The 24098-nt window shown below is 39.4% G+C and carries 9 protein-coding genes; all 9 read right to left on the bottom strand.

What is annotated here, in order from left to right:
• Positions 1 to 3: 3 nt before the first annotated feature.
• On the bottom strand, positions 4 to 1506 hold the full coding sequence (locus P0Y49_03190; GenBank protein ID WEK20153.1) for a fasciclin domain-containing protein: 1503 nt from the start codon (positions 1504 to 1506) through the stop codon (positions 4 to 6).
• A 48-nt stretch (positions 1507 to 1554) separates the two neighbouring features.
• Positions 1555 to 3270, bottom strand: a complete 1716-nt coding sequence (locus tag P0Y49_03185) for a fasciclin domain-containing protein (protein WEK20152.1) — start codon at positions 3268 to 3270, stop codon at positions 1555 to 1557.
• Positions 3271 to 3294: 24 nt separating this feature from the next.
• Complete coding sequence (locus P0Y49_03180) at positions 3295 to 4845, bottom strand: RagB/SusD family nutrient uptake outer membrane protein (protein WEK20151.1); 1551 nt, start codon at positions 4843 to 4845, stop codon at positions 3295 to 3297.
• 11 nt (positions 4846 to 4856) lie between these two features.
• On the bottom strand, positions 4857 to 8162 hold the full coding sequence (locus tag P0Y49_03175) for a SusC/RagA family TonB-linked outer membrane protein (protein ID WEK20150.1): 3306 nt from the start codon (positions 8160 to 8162) through the stop codon (positions 4857 to 4859).
• 20 nt (positions 8163 to 8182) lie between these two features.
• On the bottom strand, positions 8183 to 10474 hold the full coding sequence (locus P0Y49_03170; protein ID WEK20149.1) for a fasciclin domain-containing protein: 2292 nt from the start codon (positions 10472 to 10474) through the stop codon (positions 8183 to 8185).
• Between the two features lie 384 nt (positions 10475 to 10858).
• Positions 10859 to 12673 carry a RagB/SusD family nutrient uptake outer membrane protein gene (locus P0Y49_03165; protein WEK20148.1) on the bottom strand — a complete coding sequence of 605 codons (1815 nt, stop codon included), beginning with the start codon at positions 12671 to 12673 and terminating at the stop codon, positions 10859 to 10861.
• Between the two features lie 11 nt (positions 12674 to 12684).
• Positions 12685 to 15921 carry a TonB-dependent receptor gene (locus P0Y49_03160; protein WEK20147.1) on the bottom strand — a complete coding sequence of 1079 codons (3237 nt, stop codon included), beginning with the start codon at positions 15919 to 15921 and terminating at the stop codon, positions 12685 to 12687.
• A 105-nt stretch (positions 15922 to 16026) separates the two neighbouring features.
• On the bottom strand, positions 16027 to 20421 hold the full coding sequence (locus P0Y49_03155; protein WEK20146.1) for a two-component regulator propeller domain-containing protein: 4395 nt from the start codon (positions 20419 to 20421) through the stop codon (positions 16027 to 16029).
• Positions 20422 to 20433: 12 nt separating this feature from the next.
• Positions 20434 to 23859 carry a DUF4450 domain-containing protein gene (locus P0Y49_03150; GenBank protein WEK20145.1) on the bottom strand — a complete coding sequence of 1142 codons (3426 nt, stop codon included), beginning with the start codon at positions 23857 to 23859 and terminating at the stop codon, positions 20434 to 20436.
• Positions 23860 to 24098: the final 239 nt, after the last annotated feature.

Raw genomic sequence — 24098 nt, 5'->3', positions numbered from 1 at the left:
GACTTAGTTAACTGGTTTTAATTTAATATAATCTAATGTTAGCGCTGTAGGTGTTGCGCTAGCTGCTCCTAATGATGATGCTAAAAACGTATACAGGGTTCCGTAATTATCGGCCGTATAGGTTCCGAGGTACACTTCTTTATAGGCATCTTTATAAGCTTGCGAAGTTTGGTCTAAACCAATAATAGAAGGAACTGTATGGTAACCTACTGTTGGCAGCGTGATCACTCCAGAACCAAAAGATCTGGTGGTATTAAAATCTACTTTCATATCCAGCGGCACGGTCAGGATATCATTTATTGCCCTCCAGTAAACTTCGTATTTTACGGAGTTCACAATGGATTTATACCTGAAATAGTAAAGTGGGCTTGGGCTGGAAGTAATACTTCCGGTTTGCATATCTGTAAAGCGCTTGCCCGAAGGGTCTACTTTAATCCTGATTTGAGTACTACCTGATACGCGCAATGAATCTGGCTGCTCACCCTGTATCATCACCGTAGGAATCTTATTTTCCATCAGCTTATAGCTAATGCTGTTTACTACATAGGCAATCCCGTTACTTAGCTGACGTGTTTCCACAATGGCACCTTTATCAAGGTGAATCTTTACTCCGGTAACGGTGGTCATAGAATCTGGCAACTCATCGATCTTGTAAACCTTATTTACCACCAGGTCTCTAACCACACTCCACCTGGTCAATGTATCAGCATAAAGCGGATTGAAATGTTTGTTATAAGTAGTCAATTTCGCTTTTTCGACATTGAAAGCCGTATTATTCAAAATCACATAGGTTATTAAACTGTCTTCACTGCTGATATTTGAAATGCGCTGAAAGTATGTATTTTTAAGTACTTTAAAAATAGTTCCATCCTGGTAAACACCTTTTTTCGTTACCGGATCTTTGTATAAAAGAACCCCTTTACTCGTGTCTATTTCCAAATGTTCCAATCCCTTAATGAAATTGAATTGCAGACTGCCGGCCGCAGTGGTTTGTAGAAATTCCCAGGCATTGGGTTTTGGCATAGGTGCCGCATTTATAACATGCAAAACACCGTTTTTCACATAAACATCGGCATGGATAATACTGGCATCTTCGAATGTTGTCTTGGTAAAAGTGATGTTTTTACCATTGAACATTCTAATCATCAGCGAAGGTTTTGCATTGGTAGTAAAGTAGCTTTGATTGGAGATATAGTTTCCAACAAAGCGTTTCAACGCTGCTGTATCATTCACGATGGCTGCATCCAGGCTTTTTAGCGCCTCATTATTTGGTGCCCATACTGTAAATGCCTTCGACGATTTCAATAAGTCATCGTAACCTGTTTTAACCAGGTAAGCAGTAAAAGTACTAAGGGTAGCATCTGAACTGATCTGCTCAAAAAGCGTTTGATCAAGCCTGGCAATGTTCAGCTCATTGTGGTTTTTCCAGGAATCTTTGCAGCCGACAAAGAGGATACCGGCTAACAGAAATGCTAAAATGAGATATATGGTTTTAAATTTGGTCATTTTTTCAGATGGTATAATATTTAAAAATTTCGTCTGTCTTTATACTGGTCATGGTCTTAAAATTAAAGATCCATCCACGTTGTATTTCCAGTACTGCTGGTCATCATTAATTGGTATAAACTGGATCATGTCAATGTTGTTGTAATCCTGATTTCCACCGATAGCCGTCAATCTTAACCAATAACGTCCGGTTTGATCAATATCTACGATCCCCATCATTCTTGCTACTTGTGAACCTACCGTGTTGGCCATATAGGTTTTAAACCCTATGGCTTCCTCTACATCAGAGTTAAGCCCTGGACGTTTCACACCGAAGTTTAAAGTCCTTGCATTGGAAAGAGGAGCCCGATCATCCGTGCCATCAAAACCTATACTGGCTGCAACTTCTGCAGGAGTGCTACTTTGAGTTTGTGTATAATAACCTATCCACACCTTATAACGGCCTTTGATCAGCAATGGGGTTCTGAACTCTACCCAGGATGCCCTGGAGGAACTTGAGCTGTTACCAGCTGGTGCTAAAGGAACTATTAAAATATCCCTATTGTAAGAAGTATTTGATGTTCCTGCGCTACCATATCTGTAAGTCAATAATTTCTCATTTCCAGAGAACTTAATTTCAGTAAGCGCCGCAGCTTCAGTATTGGTAAACTCGTAAGAATTCTTTTTATAATATTCTGTATTCTTAATCATTTCCGGGAAAGCACACACATCGAAATCAACCCGGAACGGAAAGCGTAGTTTAATAGCGAAATGCGCCGACGCCTCATGTACTACCCCATTCGTTGCCGTGATATCACTTTTAGTTCTAACCAAAGAAAAACCTTGCTCATGTATTCCATTAAAAGTATCATCGTTCATGAGTACTGTTTGACCTGATAATTTGGAAGTCAGCACTTCCAATGGCGCTAAGGTATTGTGCGCGCTGGCAGTAATGATATCAGCCAGATATTTGGCATCATATAAAATATGGTAATCCAAAAATAAATGTAGGCTATCTGTTACCAGCTTAGGATTCCCGGTATTGGAATACTTAGTTTTCAACTGCTCATAAGAATTTATTCCCGCAGCTTTCAATGTTACATCACTTTCAGGAATTACAGTCAACCATTTTTGTTTTTCTACAGGATTGTTGGCAGGTAAAATGTTTAATTTTTCATATAAGCCTGTTGCCTTTAGGGCCTGAGTAAAAATAGCATAGTCGGGGTTTGCCTCAATAGTTTGCGCTAAACTTAGCGATGCAGGTGTCAACGCGTGGTCAATGCTATGAATTAACCCATTCCCTACTGATATATTAGGTTGCACAACATTGGCCTGGCGGTTAATCCTGATCCTTGTTACCCCACCTGTATTCTCTGATGAGGTGGTCAGATACTGACCAAACATGGTTAGGTCAAATAATTTACCATCAGTAAATCTAGCTGTTGGGATAGAGTCTGCCAGCAAATGAAAGCGCACGAAATTCTTCCAGTCTGCAGCACTGATATCTTCTACTACAGCCTTACCCTTATCCTGTAAATAAGCCTTAATGGCATCATTGGTAGGTGCAAATAAGGTATAAGAGCCATAAGCATTCAAAAATGAGGCTGTGCCCGATATATCTAAAATCTTTGATAATTCTGAAAAATTAGCCGGATTATTTTTCAGATAAGTAGTCATATTTACAACGTTAGATGTGCCATGTACTAAGGTATTTTTACGACAAGCCCAAAGACATAGCAAGGAACTCAGTAAGCCCAATAACATTATTTTAACATTCCGTTTCATAACTTTATATTTTTGGTTAGCAGTTTATGGATAAAATGGATTTTGAACCAAGGCTTTATTTGTCTGCAATTCATAAGAATAGATCGGAAAATAATGGCTCCTATGATCCTTATACTTGTTTATAATCGTTTGTTGCTTTCTGGGGTCTGCACTTGCAGAAACTATATCCAGCAATAGCTTTTCATTGGCGTAATTGTTTCTTTTTGCATTTCTCAGGATATCATACCAACGCTTTCCTTCAAATGCAAACTCCCGTGCGCGTTCGTTGAGTATATATTGCGAAACGTTTTCTGTAATTGCCGGATCTGGCTTATCAATGGTTTTATCGCCTACGACATACAAAGCATGACGTGCAGTTCTAATTTTCTCAACCAGTGCAATCGCTTCTGCTGCATTCGTTGTATTTCCGGGTGACAGCCAGGTTAGTGCCTCTGCTTTCATTAACAGCACATCCGAAAAACGATAAACAAACCAATGCGCATAAGATGTGGCTGAGGTTCTGAAGTTGGTATATTTACAAATACTTGAGTTTGACTCTAGCATGGATGTATTGTTCCCGCGGATGTCTATGTTCTTAGAATCGAAAGCATCAGTTCCAAAAAGTCCACCTTCCGAAATCCAGTCGGCAGCTCTAACTTCTCTTCCTAGACCAAACATTGGCCAAAAAGGATTCAGCTTTTGATTATCAAACTGAAACTCAAAAATACTTTCCACAGAATTACCATTCAGGAATACATTGGTATAAAAATCAGATTGTGAGGTACCTTGCGGCAGCAATTGATATTTACCAGATTCAATTACCTTGTTACAGGCATCAATACTTTTTTGATATTCTTCATTCCATAAGTAAGCATCTGCAAGTGCAGCATAGGCAGAAAACTTAGTCATACGACCTCTATCCTCCATCATATTGCCAAAAGTAACCTGTCCATTTTCTACACCAAAGGTCAGATCAGCAATTACCTGCTGATACACTTCTTCTTTACTTTTCTTTGCAATGGCTCCTACCTGCGAATCGTCATAGGTTGGCTCCAATTTAAGTGGTACTTCACCAAAGGAACGTAATAGATAAAAGTACAATAAGCCACGCAGGGAATGGGCTTCGGCGAGATAAGCGTTTAAGGCAACTTTTGTTAAAGTTTTATCCTTATTGATTACATCAGGGCCGAACTTGATTACTGTATTGCAATAGTTGATGGTTTTATAGACTGCTTCCCAATTTACAAAACTATTGGTAGATGCTATTTGAGTTCGCATAATATCAAATTCATCTTTTTGCGTAGCACCTAAAATGGCTTCATCATCATCAGATAAAATATCCAATCCTGGCACCACCATATCTCCACGAAGCTCTCCCCAGATAAAAAGATATTTGGCCAGTGGAACTGTGCTTCCTCCTAACAGGGAAGCATAGCACCCCATTACCGCAGCATCTAATTGCTCCTTTGTTTGCCAGTACTTCTCACGGATTAAGCCATCCTGCGGCTGCAGGTCAAGCCATTTTTTGCATGAAGTTCCAAGAACGCTGATGAGTGTCATCAAAGCCAATATTGTATGTTTAATGTTTCTGTTCATATCAAATGATTTTAAAATCCAACGGCTGCACCTAATGTAAATGTTTTGGAAGGTGGAGTAAGAGAACCATCCGTTGCGTAAGAAAAAGGATTACTGCTACCACTGGAAGAATGATCCGGATCCTGGCCGGTATATTTTGTCCAGGTATATAAATTCTGGCCAGTCAAATAAATACTGGCACTTTTCATATTAAAGCGTTTCAAAATCCGTTGTGTGACATTATATCTCACTGTAACGGAGCTCAAACGGATAAAAGAAGCATCTTCTACATATCGATCGGAACCCAGCCAGTTATAACCAACACCATACAATGCTCTTGGCATATCAGTTTCATCACCGGGATTACGCCAACGCCTCAATACCGCAGTGCTCTGATTGTTTACACCATACATGTTGGTCGTTGCAATTTTTCCAATATTTACAATGTCATAACCGTATCTATAGCTAAAAAATGCCTGAATTTTGAAGTTTCCGTTAAAAGTTACGCTCGGACCAAAGCCTCCTGTAAATTTCGGCACAGAATTACCCAGGTAAACCATGTCTTTCTCGTCAATATTACCATCATGGTTTATATCTTCATAGATGGCGTCACCAGGCTGAAAGGTATAATCAACCGTTGGGTAGTTGTAACGCATATAAACCGTTTGACCGTTGGGTCCGATAATGGGATTGCCTTTCTCATCTCTGGCAATTGTTGCATCCAGATCTTTATAAACTCCTTTATATTTAAAACCATAATATGATCCAAATGGATTACCCAACAACAAAAAAGATTTGTACTTACCCAGTCCCGGAAGCCCAATAGAACTCTCACGCGGATAGAAGTCCGAAATAGATTGGAGACTATTCACATTGCGCGCAATGTTAAAATCGAAGCCAACAATCAATCTCTTAGTTTTAATTGGTGTGGTGTTGATCCCGATTTCCCAGCCATCATTATTCATCGTTCCAATGTTCATATCAATTTTACTGTAACCAGAAGTCCCAGCGATTTTCAAATCTTTATAGAACATGTCTTTAGTTGTATTCTGATAGATCTCAGCATCTATTTTGATTCTGCTGCTAAATAACCACAGGTTGAAACCCAAGTTTTTACCAATTACAGTTTCCCATTTTAAATGAGCAAGTCCGATATTGGAAGGATATACTGCTGGTTTACCAGCATATGACCAACCAAAGGGTGTATAATTGTTGAAATAAGCGTAATTACTCCCAGGTGCTTTACCACTTGCACCATAACTTAATCTTAAGCTGAAGTCTTCAATAAATGTATACTTCTTCATAAAAGATTCACCAGAGATCCGCCATCTTGTTGAAATGCCTGGGAAGAAACCAAAACGGTTATCGGGCGAAAATTTAGAGTTCCCATCTACCCGCCCGTTCACATTGATGAGGTAGCGGTCTAAAAATCCATACTGCCCCTGAAGCAATAGCCCAACACTTCTGGATTGAGACTGATCGGATTTTAAACTCAGGCCGGTACCATTGGTAACCGATGGATTGGATGGATCTTGCAATTCAGACGAAGCAGTATTGGAGGTTGTTACTGTATAAGAAGCTGACTTGGTATCGTTTGTTTGGAAGGACATTAAACCTTGAAAATTGTGCTTTTCATTTTTTAAATTCGGTCTGTAAATCAGGTTAATTTTTGACTGGATGTTATAAGAATCACCATCTGCATCAGAAGCCCTGTTTACTGAAGTTTCCGTACTTGGCTGTCCGGTAGCGATTTGAGGTAAAAATGTTTTTGACTTGGTATTGTTGATGTCAAACTGGACGTCTACAGTAGAAAACAAAACAGAAGAAATATCATATTGCAAATTGAATTTAGGAGTAATACGCTCCCCTAATAAATGGCTTGCCCCTTCATTAGCCATAGCCAAAGGGTTATAAGTCCCCTTTATTTCGCCTTTTTCATTTATAGAAAATGTCCCCTGAATATTAGAAAGCGGAGAAAAATAGGCTGTTGTTCTATTTCCATATTCATCATATTCATAAGGCGCCATATTTGGCATTTTACTGAAAGCAATGCCCCTTAGTGAATTACTATAATTCAAATTATTATCAACATGAGTATAGGTCAAATCTGTTTTGAATCTTAGTTTACTTGACACAATATAATCCAGGTTGATCTTAGTTGTAATCCTGGAAAGATCAGTCCCTAAAGTTGTACCTGTTTGTCCCAGATAACCTACCGAAGCATAGTAGCGGGCTTTATCACCACCCCCGCTCATAGAGATGTTATGATCCTGAGTATAGCCTGTCCGTGTAATGAGCTTAACCCAATCTGTATTGTTACTATAATTATAATAATAATAAGCATCAGATGGATCGTACTGAAAGGCTTTATTCTGACCATTATTACCCAAAAAATCGAGTGGTAAACCGGTAGCATTCATTACTGCCTCTGGTATCAACATCGAATATTGATCGCCTGTTAAAAAGGGAATTGGGTTGGGCTGTCTAGCCATGGTTCCTTTAAAGTTATAGGCGATTACCGGCTTACCTTTTTCTCCACGTTTAGTATTGATTAACAAGACTCCATTGGCAGCTCTTGAACCCCAAACGGCCGTAGATGCGGCATCTTTTAGTACAGTAATATCTTTAATATCAGATGGAGCAATATTCAGCAATTGTGCATAACCCTGATCATCTGCTGTTCCAAAGTTGAAGTCGGCTGGAATTTCTGTCTCATAAGGCATACCATCCAAAACAATTAACGGTTCAGCCGATCCAGTGATAGAGGAAGTACCCCTAATCCGAATTGACATCCCTGCTCCTGGATCACCCGAAGTAGTACCAAAATCTACTCCAGACAAACGTCCGGCTAAGGCCTGATCAATAGACGAAACTGCCAGTTCTTCCAGAGCCTTGCCACTAATGCTGGCAGATGCAATGGTTGAATTCCGTTCGGCAACGTTTAAACCAGTACCATTGTTAACCATCCTTTTGCCGGTTAAAACCACCTCGTCCAAATCGTTTGAACTGGGTTCTAAAATTACATTGATTACGGTACGATCGCCAATAACACCCGCTTGAAAGGTTTTATAACTCAAATAAGAAACGACTAGCTGATGTTTTGTATTTGATATCCGGATGGCGAAGTTTCCGTTGATATCTGTGCTAACTCCCGTAATTGTTCTTTTATTCTGATCTACCTCAATAACTGATGCTCCGATTACTCCTAATTTGTCTTTTTTATCCGTCACCTTTCCACGCACGGTAACGACCTGCTGCGCATGAAGCGATGCTGAATGCCCCAAAACCAAAATGGTCAGTGCAAAAAGACAGAAACTTCTATATAAAAATGTTTTCATATTAAACTCAGCTTGGCTTATTATTTATTGTAATTGAGATAATTGGTAATGGAATGGATAATGGTCCGGTTTGACAATTGATTGCTCGGGGTTAAATTAATCTGTGCAAAGCGGCCCTTTTTGTCGGTAATGATTAAGTTACCAGGTTGATTTAACACATTTACCAGAATGTTATCACCGGCCTCATTTTGTAGCAACGTCAAATAATTGTCGGCCTTTTTACCATCTGTTACAATAGATTCTCCATTGATGATGTGATAAAGGATGAACTTGCGAAGCAAATCTTTATCGGACTCACTGCTTGGTGCAGCAGTTGGTAAAGCTCCTGTAGTTTTGTTACCAGGAAGCAAACCATCTTTAATTGCCTGGGCAATAGCTGCATTATCCGGTGCCAGCATCGTGTATTTATTGTCAACACCAATGTTAACTCCACTAATCGCTTTGGTGGTTTTATTATAAATACTTGAATTTAACACGAACCAATAAAAAGAGGCGTAGTTGTTTGGATATTTAGTAGCTAAATTCTCTAAATGCTGACCCACATTTTTTTCCGTAAACGTTAAGGTCGCATCTATATAAAAAACAATACCATTTACAGAAGTTGCATCAGATTTAACAATATTAATGTCCGTACCTGAATCAACAGTTCCGCTGGTTTGTATTTTCCCGGCATTGTATTTTACGTAATCCCCACTTAGCGCTTCTACAATACCCGAACCGCTCAAACTTGTTAATTCGGATGTTGGCGTAAGCAAAATTCCAGTTCTGAACATGCGCAAAATATTGTCCTTATAGACATTACTGTGTGAGTAGCTCCCGGTAGGTGATGACCTGTATCCCCATACGGTGGTAGATGTACCTGCGCTACTTTCATTGTAACGATATCCTGCAGCAGTTAAAACGGCATCAGACATGACTAATAAGGTTTGTCTGGTACTAGTCTGAGTGGTATAAGTTTTGATTCCTGTTCCAGGATCGGAGTATCCTAAATAGGTTAAATTTGCTGCAGGGTCCAAATAGGGCACGCCAAATACGGTTCTGAATACATTAGCCTGATGTGCCTGGTTAACACCATAAAACACGCCATTGCTTAGAATTTGTTTGTCTACCGCATTGCCTATACTCAGCGTCGTATTTTCCATCTGATAGTTTGGCTCCTGGTTAAAATTATTTGGCCATAATGGTGCCGCCCACATGTGTGAGTTGATGAAATCAATCACAATGCTGGAAGGAGCAGTTTTAAAGAATGAATTACCATACTTGGCCAGTATTTTTTTACGATACGCTCTAAATGCATCATTTGTTGGTGCCATGATGCTCCAACTTGACCGCTGAGATTCATTTGCAAGGTAACTTGCAAGCCCTGGTTGTTGATAGTTTTCACTATTTATTGAAAATGCCAGCTGACCATTATACCCCTTTACATATACGGAATCAGTACTTCCCGTAGCTACAAAATTACGGTGCGTTTGATAGGCATTGGAAGTATAAAACTTTAAAGAATCCAGCAGACTTTTGAATTCACTATAATTGGCATTGGTACTGATATATTGATCGATGCTTTTTAGGGGCAATGTTACTCTGTCTACTTCATGAATCATTCCATTCTCTGCGGCGATATCCATATTTACTACTGATGCAGCAGCTACATTGAATCCGGTATAATTGGAGTTTGGATAAAATGTTTTATAGTCTGCCTGGCTCAATCCATTTCTTGATAAAAATAAGTCAATAAAATAAGGGAGATACTTATTGTTATTATCTCCATCTACATAGGCAGAAACATTAGTACTTACTGATCCACTTTTTATGCTGCGTACATTTCTATTGGTTGCAATGATCTTGCTGTGCGCAGCATCCCCCTTTTGCTGCACCCAGTCGTAATAAGCAGTTTTCCTTTTGAAGGCCAGGCCAAAGCCAGCTTCCGAACCACCACTCATCTGGTAAGTGGATAACTGATCTTTACGGTAGGCATTGTACACCAATGCATACTTCACAATAGAAACAGCCATGGAATCCGTAATTCCATTAATCCCCTCAATTCCCTGGTCTTTAAAAAACTGCTCAAATGCAGCGTCATTCGGTGCAAAAAAAGTCCACCAGCCGGTTTTCCCTAAAATATCATTGTAACCGGCTTTGTCAATAACTGCAGTTAAATGTTTAAAATTGCCCCTTGATTGAAGCTGCTGATAAATGGGAGCCCCCAGTCCTTTCGGACGTTCATAAAATGCATCAAATTCTCTTTTCTGACATCCCGATAAAATTCCCAATAGAAACAGGAAACAACATGAACTTGTAAAAAGTCTGGTCATAGCATATTTGGTTGTTAAAATTTTTGGCAATCCTGACCAGGAAGAAAAAACTGAGCTGTAACATTCTCTGCAGAAAAAAGGACACATGAATGCCTACTTTAAAGCAGCTTATTTATGGAATGCTTACATTACATTCCCCAGTAATGTTCAGTGTAAATCTTTAGGCTGTTGGCTTGCTCGGTTTAGTTATATATTTGGTTATTTGGTTATACAAATCTAATTGGAAAGCATATGTTGAGTTTTCAAAATTTGACCAAATGCTTTCATTATTTGATTAAAATCGTACTTAAAACATATTTCAGAAGGGAAATATTAAAATTAAAGGGTCTGCAATCACGATTTATGACGCAGACTCTTTTTTACTAAATAGTATTTTCTTTCATACTAATATTTGGGATGCTGCTGACCTTTTAAACCTGGATTAACATCTATAATGGAGGTAGCTAGTGGTAAAATTTCTATCTTCTCCTTTTCCAGACCGCGAAACAAGTTTGTAACCAAAGTTGCATTAGCTGTTAATTGTCCCTGAGAATTTAATATCGACGCACCGTGCATTCTTAAAACAACATTACCGCTTTTAGCAAGCGTGGTCGAATCTGCACTTGATAATACCTTATAAGCAGTATAAGGTATGGCCACGACATTATCTTCAAAACCGGTAGCTACTGTTCTTTTATAAACACGATATCTATCAATATCTATATAGTCACCGGTTTTATTGGCCATATCAATTAGTTTCTGCTTTGTACTAGCCAACGTTTCATATAAAATACCCCAACGTGCAAGATCCGTTCTTCTTAAGGATTCAAAGCCAAATTCAAATTTACGCTCATTAATAATGGCTTTTCTAAAACCTTGATAATCTGTCGGAGTAATTCCAATTTTGGAAGCGTTTCCCCCGAATCCACGTGTACGTACTTTTTCAAAATAGGTTTTGGCATCGGCTGTAGGACCATTGTTGTACTCATTTAATGCCTCTGCATACATTAAAAGGATATCAGAATAACGAAGTACAGGCCAATTAATGTCACGTTTATTGATAGCAGTCCCAATTTTTGTTCCCCAGTTTACCCTAAACTTACCGATGGTATTACTGGTATAGGAATTCATCTCCCTGCCATTGTCGCTGTTGATCGAATAATTACAAATGGTCACGTCCCTACGGGTATCTCCTTCGGCAAAATCGTACCAATAAGTGGGTGTTACCCCCATGGCTGGCTGGCTTTTACCAAACATACAATTGGTATGTGCATAGATTCCGTTCGTATAACCTATAGCCGAACCGTTGTTATCCGCACCATACTGTCCAAACTCCAGCATTGATTCATTGTTGTATTTTGCTTTAATAAGATCCCGGAATACGGTTTCAAAACTAGGCAACAAATTATTTTCTCCACGGTCAATAACTGCTTTGCAGGCATCAGCAGCAATTTTATAAAGCTCCTTAATACGTGGTATATCGGGACGTTGCGCAATTTTGACAGAGGCAGAAGAATAAGTATTTAAGTCCCATCGCAATGAATAACCTGCAGCGTAAAGGGCCACACGCGCAAGCATTCCATAAGCTGAATTTTTAGTAAAACGTTCTGTAGTGGGTACAAGTCCGGCACTCTTCCATGGCAATAATTCTATCGCCGTTTGCAGATCAGTAACACAACCATCATAAATTACATCACGGCTTACCCTTGAAGAGGTAAAAACACCTGACTGGGCAGCAGAAGTAGTTGAATAGGGAACATCGCCGAAAAAACGAACAACATTCAAATAGTTCATGGCACGAATGGCATATGCTTCCCCTAAAAGCATATCGATCCTGGTTTTTTCCGCAGCAGAAGCTGCCTTCATCTCCTTCAATCCCTTAATGGCCACATTTGCATACTCTATACCTGCATACATAGCTGTATAAGTAGATGTAGGTATATTGGCAGGGGTATATACATAATTAGCCACTTGATTTTTACTGTTTGTTTCACCTTCTGTAGATAAACATTCATCTGTTCCCATCCCCAACTGATAATAAAACTCACGATTAAAAGTTTGTGAGTAACATCCGACAACTACCATCTCAGCCCGGTCTACCGTTTCAAAAATGGTTTCACTATCAAATTGCGACTTTGAAGGCAAATCAAGGAATTTTTTGCATGAAGTTGTAGAAAGCATAATAAGAGCTACAACGGCTATATTTAATATTCTTTTCATGATCTAATGAGTTAAAATGATACGTTAAGACCAAAAACTACACTTTTTGCTCTTGGATAAGCTGAGTTATCAACACCCGATGTTAATAAGCTTGAAGTCGCAGAAACTTCCGGATCATAACCACTGTAACCTGTAAAAGTATGAATGTTGTTGAGTGTGCAATATGCACGGACATTTTTGATCTTAACTTTACTCAGCAGCTTTTTAGGCACTGTATACCCCAATGTAATTGTATTTATCCGAAGAAAAGACCCATCCTCCAGGTAATAGTCCAGTGCATCAGTTATTGCAATCTTATTATCAGAATGCAAACTCCACATTGCTTTCGGATCATTCTGTAGTGGATTAAGTGCAGCAAGCCTACTTAAATCAGTAGTTTGTTTTCCGGTAAGCGGATCAATTAAGGTAAAACGGCTATTCATTACCGTTAATGTATTCTGATTAGGCAAATAAGGGCCAATAAAACGTTGTGAGCTCATATTGAATAACTGATTTCCAACCGTAAAATTCATAAATACAGTCAGATCAAATCCTTTATAGGTAAAGGTGTTTGTTATCCCCCCTTGATATTTGGGTTGGGCATTACCAATCACTGTACGATCTTCTGTAGACCAAACCGGATTCCCATTAGCATCAACATTTCCTGCTGTGGTCACATACTTTACATCTCCGGGTTTAATATTAGCAGGGTTACCTGCTTTTGAACGAGGAACACCATTTTTGATCGTATATGTTCCATTTGAATTTTGTGTAAAATCATCTGTAGTATATACTCCGGCATATTTATAACCATAAAATTGTCCAAGAGGTGCTCCAACTTTTATTTTATAGTCAACACGACTATTGTAATTCATCAGGAAGTAATCATCCCCACCTAATCCATAAATAGAAAGTACTTTGGATCTATTGAATGCAATATTAAAACCCGTATTCCATTTAAAACCTCCGGAATTCAGGTTAACAGTATTGAGTACCAACTCCACGCCGCGGTTACGTATAGCACCGATGTTTTGATATTGAAATGAATAACCTGCAGAAGGAGGAATGTTGTTTTTAATTAAGAGATCATTAGACTCATTATTGTAAATATCTACTCCCAAACTAATGCGATTATTGAATAAACCAACATCTAAACCTATATTCGTTGATACCGTTTTTTCCCATCTAACTTTAGGATTACCAACGATATTACCCGGCACCAATGTTAAAAAGTTAGCATTATTGATTGCATAGCTTCCAGAACCATAATTAGTGGCATACCTATTTTCACCAATATCATCATTACCTGCAGTTCCATACCCTATACGAAGTTTTAAATTACTGATAACCTTTTGACTAGCCATAAATTTTTCTTCTGAAATACGCCATGCGCCAGCAGCTGAGGGAAAATAAGCCCATAGATTATTCTGTCCAAACCTGGATGAACCATCAGCCCGTAAAGTGAAATTTGCAATATATTTCCCTTTATAGTTATATGATCCCCTGCCAAAAAAAGAAGCAAGACTATATTGACTTAAGCCGGAACCATAGCTGTTTTTAACATTAGAAGCCATTCCTACATCATTCAACCCAAAATTATTCTTAGGGAATTCATAATAAGTATTGTCTAAATTCATGGACTCTTTATAATTAGCCTCTTGTCCTAATAATAAATTCACTTGATGACCATTAAAATCATGCCCCCAATTCAGGGTATTGGTAACTTGCCAGGTATATTTTTCTCTATTGTTTCGAGATCCGTAAGGCCCTCCATTATTTTGAGCAGTTTTGGTATTACCATCATCCCAATAGTCGTCACGTACTTGTTGCCACAAATAGCTACCACCAGTACGAAACACCACATCTTTTATTAAATCGAACTCGAATCCACCATTTGCAGAAAACTGACGGTTTCTGCTGATATTGGTCACTGCATTATTGGTGATAATTGGATTGAACACATCATATTGAGAATCATAGCCCAGCATATCATCACTCACATCCGTTCCTATTAACTGTTGATTCGTATATAGCTTACCCCCGGTGACCGGCTGCAATATGGTCATTTTTAGTGCTCCACCTAAAGAACCTCCGCCCTCAATCTTAGTGTCAAAAAAGTTAGTATTAAAATCGGTACGTACACCTTTCCATATTTCATGGTTAAGTTTAAGCCGGATACTGTTTTTGTTGTATCCGTGTTTAGACATAATCCCCTCTTGACCTGTATTGTTATAACTTAACATGAATTTAGTTTTCTCAGAGCCACTATTGATATTCAGGTTATGATTTCGGCTTGGCGCGGTGCCACCAAACACAAGATCCTGCCAGTCTATCCCCTCCCTTGAACCGTAATCATTATTTATCCGATTGTAAGCACCTGTGTAAAAATCCGGCGCAGTAATGTCTCCACCAAAATAGGAAGCCCAGTTACTTTCTTTTCCAGACAAGTTTTGAAATTCATACTGGTACTTTACATAATCCAGAACACCTAATACCGGGAGTTTTTTTCCAAGCTTCTCAAAGCTCATGTACCCGTTATAGGCCACTTCTGTCTTTCCGGTTTTAGCCGACCTTGTGGTAATCAAAACCACACCATTGGAACCACGTGAACCATATATAGCTGTAGCCGATGCATCTTTCAATACATCAATCGTTTCTATATCATTAATATCGACATCACGTAAAGCATTTTCCATTTGAAACCCATCTACGATATACAAAGGCGAAGAACCTCCTGTAATTGTACTCCCGCCTCTGATTGTAATGTTAATGGCTACTCCGGGAGCACCACTTTGTGTCACCACATTTACACCGGCTGCTTTACCCGTCAGGGCCTGTGCCGCTGTAGTAACCGGTGCAAATTTCAATTCCTCTCCACTAACAGAAACAGAGGAACCAGTTAAATCTTTACGCTTTACATTGGCATAACCAATGGCAACCACTTCATCCAAAACATTCACTTCTGCTTCTAATGAAACATTTAATTTTTGTGAAGATGTGATGATACTTTCAAAGGTTTTATAGCCTAACGATCTAAACGATAATGTAACAGGAGCATTTCCTGGAATCTTGATGCTATAAGCTCCAGTCTCGTCTGTTTTGGTTACCTGGTTTATTCCTTTAACGAGAATTGTTACTCCAGGAAGCGGCATCCCGTCAGTCTTTTCTTTTACAATACCAGAGACAACCCGATCCTGAGCCATCCCAATAGTAACCATAAAAAAAAGCGAACAAAGGATTAGTAATTTAATTCTTATTTTACTGATCATACATATTTGGTTATTGGTGGATACAAATCTATCCGGAATGCAAAATCCCGGTTTTCAAAATTTGACGAAATGCTTTTGTTATTTGACAAATCCCCTTTTAAAGGATCATCTATTAACCGCCTCGAGATCTTTTTTTATTCCTTTCATGTATTCTGACGGAGAGATCTTATACTTTTCTTTGAAACAAGTACTGAAATAAGGTAAACTGTTAAAACCTACCAGATAGCCAATCTCTGATACCGTTTGCATACCGGCATCCAGGAGTTGCTTACTTCGTTTCAATCGCATATCCCTCACAAATTCGACCGGACTTAAGGATGTCAAACTCTTCAATTTTTTATAGAAAGTGGTGCGGCCCATACCAATGGTAGTAGCGACTTCCTCAATATTAAAATTTGAGTCTTTCATACCTTCCTCTACAATTTTTATTGTTTCCTTTAGAAAGGTCTCGTCTTTCGAGGTGATCACAATTTCTTCAGGACCGAGGGTCACAATTTTTTTATTGAGCGCATTTGAAAGTTGTTCAAAAAGTTTCTTTCTGGAATTGATCAGGTTTTCGATGGATATCAATAAATAATCTGTATGAAATGGCTTGGTGATATATAAATCTGCCCCATATTTAAGTCCTTCTATCTGGCTCTCCACAGAAGACTTAGCCGTTAATAGTATCATAGGAATATGGCTTGTCCGAATGTCATTTTTCAGCTGATCCAGCATTTGAATCCCATCCATATTGGGCATCATCACATCACTGATTATCAGATCAGGTAGCAGCATAACTGCAGCATTTAATCCCTCTGCCCCATCCGCAGCACTTTTAACCTGGTATAATCCATCCAGTTTTACTGATAAGAAGTTACGTAGTTCGGGATTATCTTCCACAATCAATACCGTTGGGGTCTGCATATCCCTGATATTCTTCACCGATTTTTCAGGTATCATATCAGCAGCATCAATATTAATGAACTCGGTATTATGTACCGCATCGTCGAATTTCACCTCTGTCGTTTTAAAATGGCTTTTACCTGATTTCAACCGGAGGATAAATGTCATACCGCTGCCGGTATTTTTTTGCGCCCAAAGCTTCCCATGGTGACTTAATGCCAGATCGCGTGCCAGAGCTAATCCAATACCTGTACCATGCAAATGACGTTCTCCCGGAGTATTTCCTTCATAATAGATTTCAAAAATTTCTTCCAACTTGTCGGCCGGCACTCCTCTTCCTTCATCAATTATGCATAGTTCTATTTCCTCTGTTTCCGAAATATGGCTTATAGTTACTGTAATTGAGGTGTTTGCGGGGCTAAATTTGAAAGCATTGGAAAGCAAATTGTAAATTATGATGTCAATCTTTTCCTCATCTACCCAGGCATAGATTTCCTGTCCGGGAGGTGCTATATTAAAAATAATACTTTTCTCCTCTGCCATGCCGGTAAAATGATGACAAATATCTCTGACCAATGCGAGCAGGTCTATTTTAGCAATATTTAATTGCATTTTATCACTTTGTATCTTTCTAAAATCAAGTAACTGATTGATAAACCGGATCATCCTGTTGGCATTGCGATTTACAATATTCAAATATGCTGTACCTTTTACCGATAGGGTTTCAGTACGGGAAATTTCTTCAAGCGGACTTACAATTAGCGTTAAAGGGGTCCTCAGTTCATGTGAAATATTGGTGAAGAAGGATAGCTTCACTTCGGTTAATTTCTGCTCTACCACAACTTTATTTCTTAACCTGATCATGGTTAAAATGATACGCCTGGCGACAACCGCAATAGCCGCAACCAGTACCAGGTAGACGAAATAAGCCCAATAGGTTAAATAAAAAGGTGGTTTTACAATAAGATGTAAAATTTTTTCAGGGGTGTTACTAAAGAGATCCTCACTAGCCGCCTTGACTTTAAAAGTATATTTCCCGGGCGGTAAATTGGTATAAGTAGCCTTCCGCTGATCATTTACGTGATGCCAGCTTTTATCAAAGCCCTCCAATTTATAAGCATAGGTGATTTTGTTAAATGCCCGGTAATCCAACACGGCGTAATCTATGCTAATCGCATTCTGATCATGTTTTAAACTAAGCTCATTGGTTTCATTGATGGCATATTTTAACGGGGAGCCTTCGATACCCGGAACCATATCTTTATAATATAACTGCATTCTGGTCAGCGCCATTTCCGCATTGATCTTCTGATCTATAATATTTATAGGATTAAAAGAAATATATCCATCTATACAGCCAAAATATAATTTCCCATTGCCGGCACTAAAGCAGGCAGCTTCCGAAAAACCTGATTCCGGCAAACCATCATAAGTATCATAATTTTTAAATGTTTTATTTCCTGGATTAAATTGTGAAAGACCGCCTTCTGTAGCAATCCAGATGTTGTTTTGCTGGTCGCCCGTAATTCCGAGTACAACATCATTAGATAACCCATTCTCTGTAGTAAAGACCTCAAACTTAATGTCACCCTTATTAGCCCTGATCACTTTATTCAGTCCACCACCAAACGTACCGACCCACATTTGCCCCACCTGGTCCTTATAGATATACTGGACACTATTGTTTCCCAAGCTAGACCTGTCGCCCTTTACTTTTTGGTATTTCTGATAAAGAAACCCATTAGCTGATACCTGATTCGGATCAAAAATAAGCAGGCCATTGCTTGTTCCAACCCAAATACGCCCCTGGTTATCCTCATTTAAATGTCTGATTACATTAGCCCAGGAAAAAGGATAATTTTTAAATACATTGTAATAGTTTTTGAACGCAATCTTTCCTTCGGAGCTTGTCAATAAATTGATCCCTCCCCCAAGCGTTCCCACCCAAATCCTTCCTTTGCGGTCTTCAATGACCGAATAAACCAGGTCACTGCTTAAGCTGTTCTGATCGGACTTATCATTTCTAAAATTAGTTAGGGCATAAAAAGATTTCCCTGGGTCTACAGGACTTGCTTTAAACAATCCATCACCTTTGGTGCCCAGCCAGATATTACCTTTACGGTCTTCAATAATACTGTATACACACCCTAATTTCTGAGGGGGATTGATAAAAACAGATGCCGGCTTATTATTCTCATAAACATACACCATCGCATCTTTAGTGCAAATCCACAAACGGCCTCTTGAGTCCTTCATCATGGCCCGTACATTGTTTTCTGATCGGTTTTCCGGTTTTCCTACCAGCCTTCGATAATTGAACTTATCCGTTATGGGTACGACTTTATTTACGCCCCCATCTTTAGCACTTAACCATAATACGCCCGTTTTATCAATCAATAAACTGGTTATTATATTGGAAAACTTTTGGTCTTTAGTACCAGGTTCATCATAAAAATAAGCGATATCATCACTTACAGGATTGTAATAGCCAAAGCCCCCCCCCTTCATGCTCGTCCACAATATACCATTCGCATCAGTAACGACCTGGTAATCTCTGCTAGCGCTAATCACATCCTTTTTCTGAATAAAGTGCTTATAGATTCCGGTATGTGGATTATATTTTAAAACTCCATTCTTTTCGGGCTCAATCCAAACCTGGCCATCCTTGTCTTCATACAATGAAAGGTAAGTATCATTAGCTCCCAGGCCGGAATAAGTGCATTTAAAAGTTTTTAGATCGAGCGTAACCAGCCCCCTCCCAGTGGTAGAAATGTATAGTAAAGGTCTTCTGGAACTGCATATTGCATTTAATTTAGTATCCTTACCCAGAGGTCTTATCGAAAATACTTTTTTCTTAATGTGATAAGTAACCAGATTTCCATCTGTAGTTCCAAAAAACAGAAAGTCCTTATTTTTTGCAGAACAGGTAAAGGAATTGGCCGATAAGAACTTTGTAACCACAGGAGAAAATTTTACTACAATGTATTTCTTGTCTTTATTGGGCTGCAAACAATTCAATCCACCCTCTGTTCCTATCCAGATACGATTTCCCTCCCTCTGCAGGAATTTGACTGTATTTCCATTGATGTTAAATGAGCTTGTCCTCCTTTTAGCGTAATAGTTAATCTCCGGTTTGCCGGAAAAATTGTTCATGGCATGAAGTAAGCCCTGGTTTTCGGTAAGTAACCATACCCCATCTTCAGTATCGGGAATTATTCTATCGATAACCAAATCCTTAAAAAGATGCTTGTAGGATCCATCTGATATCGCAAGAAATTGCTCTGTTTTTTTATTAAAACGATAAACCTTGTTATCATAAGTCTTAACCCATAAAAAAGCCGCTTTATCCTCAACAATACTCCTGATTTTATTACTGCTTAAATTAGAACTATCGCCAGGCCGGCTTTTGTATACGACAAAATCGTGTCCATCAAAACGATTGATCCCGTCAAAGGTGCCGAACCACATAAAACCATCTCTATCTCGTGTGATACACAATACACCGTCATGCGACAAGCCATCACGTGTTGTATAACGCGTAATATTACTGTTAAGCTGGGCAACCGCTAATAAAGATTGTAGCAAAAAAACAACAATCAAAAAAAACTTATTCATCGCCGAATTCATTTAACGTACCAGTGTAAGCGCCATTAATCCAATTACCACATCATTACATAGGGCAGATAAAGTAATTTTGGACAAGGTTTTATTTGGATCAAGCTGAATACCCAAGGCTGTTGCAGCCCCGCCATCTATCTCTTTTCCATTCCATAAATTACCTTCTGTAGCCGTGATGATCTTTCCACTTTTTAAATGAATCCGTAAAGGCCTAGGTGCTCCGCTATCAAATGCAAATCTGTCTAAGTATAAATCTTTCTCAATTGGCCACCAATTTTCAGGGTTCTTTAAAGCCAGTTTTGTTGTACTACCATCTGTATAAAGAATATTGATCATTCCATTATCCATGCGGCTTTGCATAGGATTGGTTGATCCCGCCAGTAAAAAGAATGCGGCGTTTGCTTTTCCTGATAAAGGTAAACTCAGCTCCCCTGGATAATTGTCCCACTGAGAAGTATATATAATATTCTTCTGGTTAACATCACCAGGTGTTTTAAACCTAATTCCTGAAGGAAGGACAATTTCATTCTTTATTCCAGCCAGTTTCCTTAACCCACTATCGTTAATTTCAGGTTTCAATGTAGGGTGTGGCCAGTCTCCCACTCCTTGTACCGGTAATTGGAGCGTGGTAGTTTGCGGGCGTGGCGACAGATACTTATTATTAAAAATTTGTGTCACCTTATCATTGAAATAAGCAGAAAGATCTATAGCCTCCATCTTCTTGCCGGTCCAATCTTCTTTCTCCAGGTCTAGCTTAGATTCTTCCATTAGGCCATTTGATTTCAGTTCAAAACACAATGGAAACCAATAGTCAAACATTCCTCTTTTTAGCTGTACAAAAACGGTACGATTGCCCGGCTCACCAGTCACTTCAGCTTTTATTTTTCCACCAGAGATCACGGGAGATTTTAACACATTTTGTGGGTCAAACACTTTAGTGATCATTGCATCTTTAAAGCTGGTTTCAAAATTCTCTTTCTGTTGATATATTGGCTTCAACTCTGGTTTTGCCATTCCCTCACCCGACCATATCAGTTCAATCTTATAGCTTAGGGCGGGCTTACTCTGAATTTCAATTTCAGGTGCGCCAATAGCATTCTCCACATTGCTCCACTTCACTTCCTGCCCGTTTACTTTTACCGATTTCAGTGTGGTGCCTCTTACCTTTAACCGCATTTTTAAGTTTAAAGCTTTGCTGAATGAAGGGATTAAAGTATAAAGATCCTTGTTACCTGTCCTTTTAAAATCAAAAGAAAGATCCGGAATTTTTAAGGATGCATAATCCCAGGCGACAGGTAAACCCGGCCTGATCATTAGAGTATGATTTAAAGCATCTGGTACTATTCCGAAAAGGCCTTCAACAAGTGTTCTGGAATTGATTCCTATCGGATCAGCGAAATCGCGATAAGCCTCCCCGCGACTGGCATCATAATGGGATACCTGAACAAAATTTCCGGGACTCCCGCCCATATACATACTGCTCAGTATTTCGCTTTTCCATAATTTAAAAGCTTCCTCTGTACGACCAGCTTGCCAATTGGCCAGAGCAGTATGTGTAGATTCTGCCAGTACTACATTATTTAATGACCATTCATAAGGCATCCAGTTGGTGGTAGAAAGGGTATAATATCCTTCATCTTTTAATCCGCTAGCCTTGACAGCGATGTGAGGCAAACCTGTATCCACATAACGCAAACTTTGCCAGGCTTGAAAAGCATCGGGCACATCAGAGTCTATACTGTGATAAATTGTCCACAAAGCTGCTGCCGGATGGAGCTGCCTGAGGCCAAGTCCATCTTTATATTCGGCAAACCATCCTTTAGCGGGCATCCACAACTGGGCATTCATCGCCTTTAAGATCTTATCGGCCTCCTTTTGATAAGGTCTGGCATCTTCATTTAACAATTTAGCGATTTTTGCTGCTATAACATTCGACCGATAATTATAAGCCGAAGAATGTGTAACTGCTCCCCCACTATATTGTAAGGCATCACTTGCCCAAATTGCAGCATAGGCATCGTACAGGCCGTCATCATCCGGATCAAATGTTCGTTTTTCCCAGGCCAGGTGTCGTTTAATCAAGGGCCACATTTCCCTTACAAATTCCAGATCCCCAGTCCAGTTAAAATGCCATAGCAATTGATCAATATAAACCAGGTTCATATCATAGTGATGGGGTCGGATAGATTTTCCATTTGGATCACGGCTGATGTAGCCACTACTAAACATGGCTGTTCCAAGCGCTTCTTTAGATCGTGCTAAGTTTAAGGCTGTATCTGCTACAACCGGCCCGTTTTCAGGGCTCAACAACTGCGACTTTGCATAAGCAGTAAAATGTGTTCGGGCACGGTCGTGCCAACCCAGTGGATCGGCAGTATAAGCACCCCGCCAACCATTCAAACGCATGCGCCAGCCTATAGCACCATGCATATAAGAAGGGTCTTCCCAAATGCCATCTGAGGCCATACTTATCGTGCCCCCCAAAGTATTCATAAATGGATCGGGTGTATTGATTTGTACCCGGTCAGCAATTGCCAGTCGCGAAGCTTCAGCACGTTTAAACTGTTCTGCAGGAGTCCCCCCCTTTTTTACGGTATCACTATCAGGGTTTTGGATCAGGAAATAGAAATCCTTTGCATTCATAGCACTAAGTTTTCCCATTAAAACAGGATTTTCCTTATCATCTGATCGATCCAGATCAGCGGGTGTCTGTTGAAAAGCAGCATTTGCAATCTTTAAATTTGCAGATGGAAAAGTTCCTGCCAAAGATTTAGTCTTAGCATAACTAAGGGTAAAAGAGTTGACCTTGATCACATAGGTATTGTCTTTGCAATTCTCTGCTTTCAGATAAAATACAGATTCAGGATCAGGTCCCATGTCACCATTGCGACTAAAGTTTTTGCCGCTTGCTCCCCCAAAAGCCCATAACAGGGTTACTCCCGGATTGATATTATCAAATCGTGCTTTTACAATCAATCCTTCGGAGCTACTCAATGCCAACACCTCCAGCTGTAACGTTCCATTTCCAAGCAAAGGATCTTTAATCGAATAAATCATCTTACCTGCACGATACTTTGCTACAATATCTTCTGCTTCGATCAACCATTTGCTCTGAGGTCCAACCATTAGGCCAAACTTTAGGTTGCCACCCATTCCAGGCATATACATGGCAAATTCCGGAAGATCACCTGCCTCAACCCTAAAAGCGGTATTGGTACCATAAAGCGCCCGTGTAAAACGACGGTTTCCATTTTTAATTACAAAATCTGAACCCTCAGGATGATACCGAAGGCTCCGTTGTTCATTGTGCCAGTTACCCGGAATTAATTTAGGTGGATAAAGTTCCTGAGCAAAAAGTGAGGGAAGGAAAAAGAAGAGGAGCAGGAACAAGCCATAAAATTCCCGTTTTCTATATAGAAGGTACTGATTAATCATACGAAATATATCTGGTTATCAATAAAGCAACAAGATCTCAACTATCTTTTATCCGCTTTTATCGCTAACATAAGCAGTTATAAGGGCATTAGCAACCTGTTTCATCCTGCTTTAGCCCCTTTATCATTAAAATTAACAGCACTTATAAACAGGAAAAGACTGCGATTTCGGTTTTTTTGCAGGGCCTTTTTGCGGCGGATAGGACCTATTGCTATCCATACTCTGGGCTACATCTTTTA

This window comes from Candidatus Pedobacter colombiensis (assembly GCA_029202485.1).
Classification (GTDB): domain Bacteria; phylum Bacteroidota; class Bacteroidia; order Sphingobacteriales; family Sphingobacteriaceae; genus Pedobacter; species Pedobacter colombiensis.
Note: the sequence above shows the minus strand (reverse complement) of the source record. Positions and strands in the feature narration are given on the sequence as shown.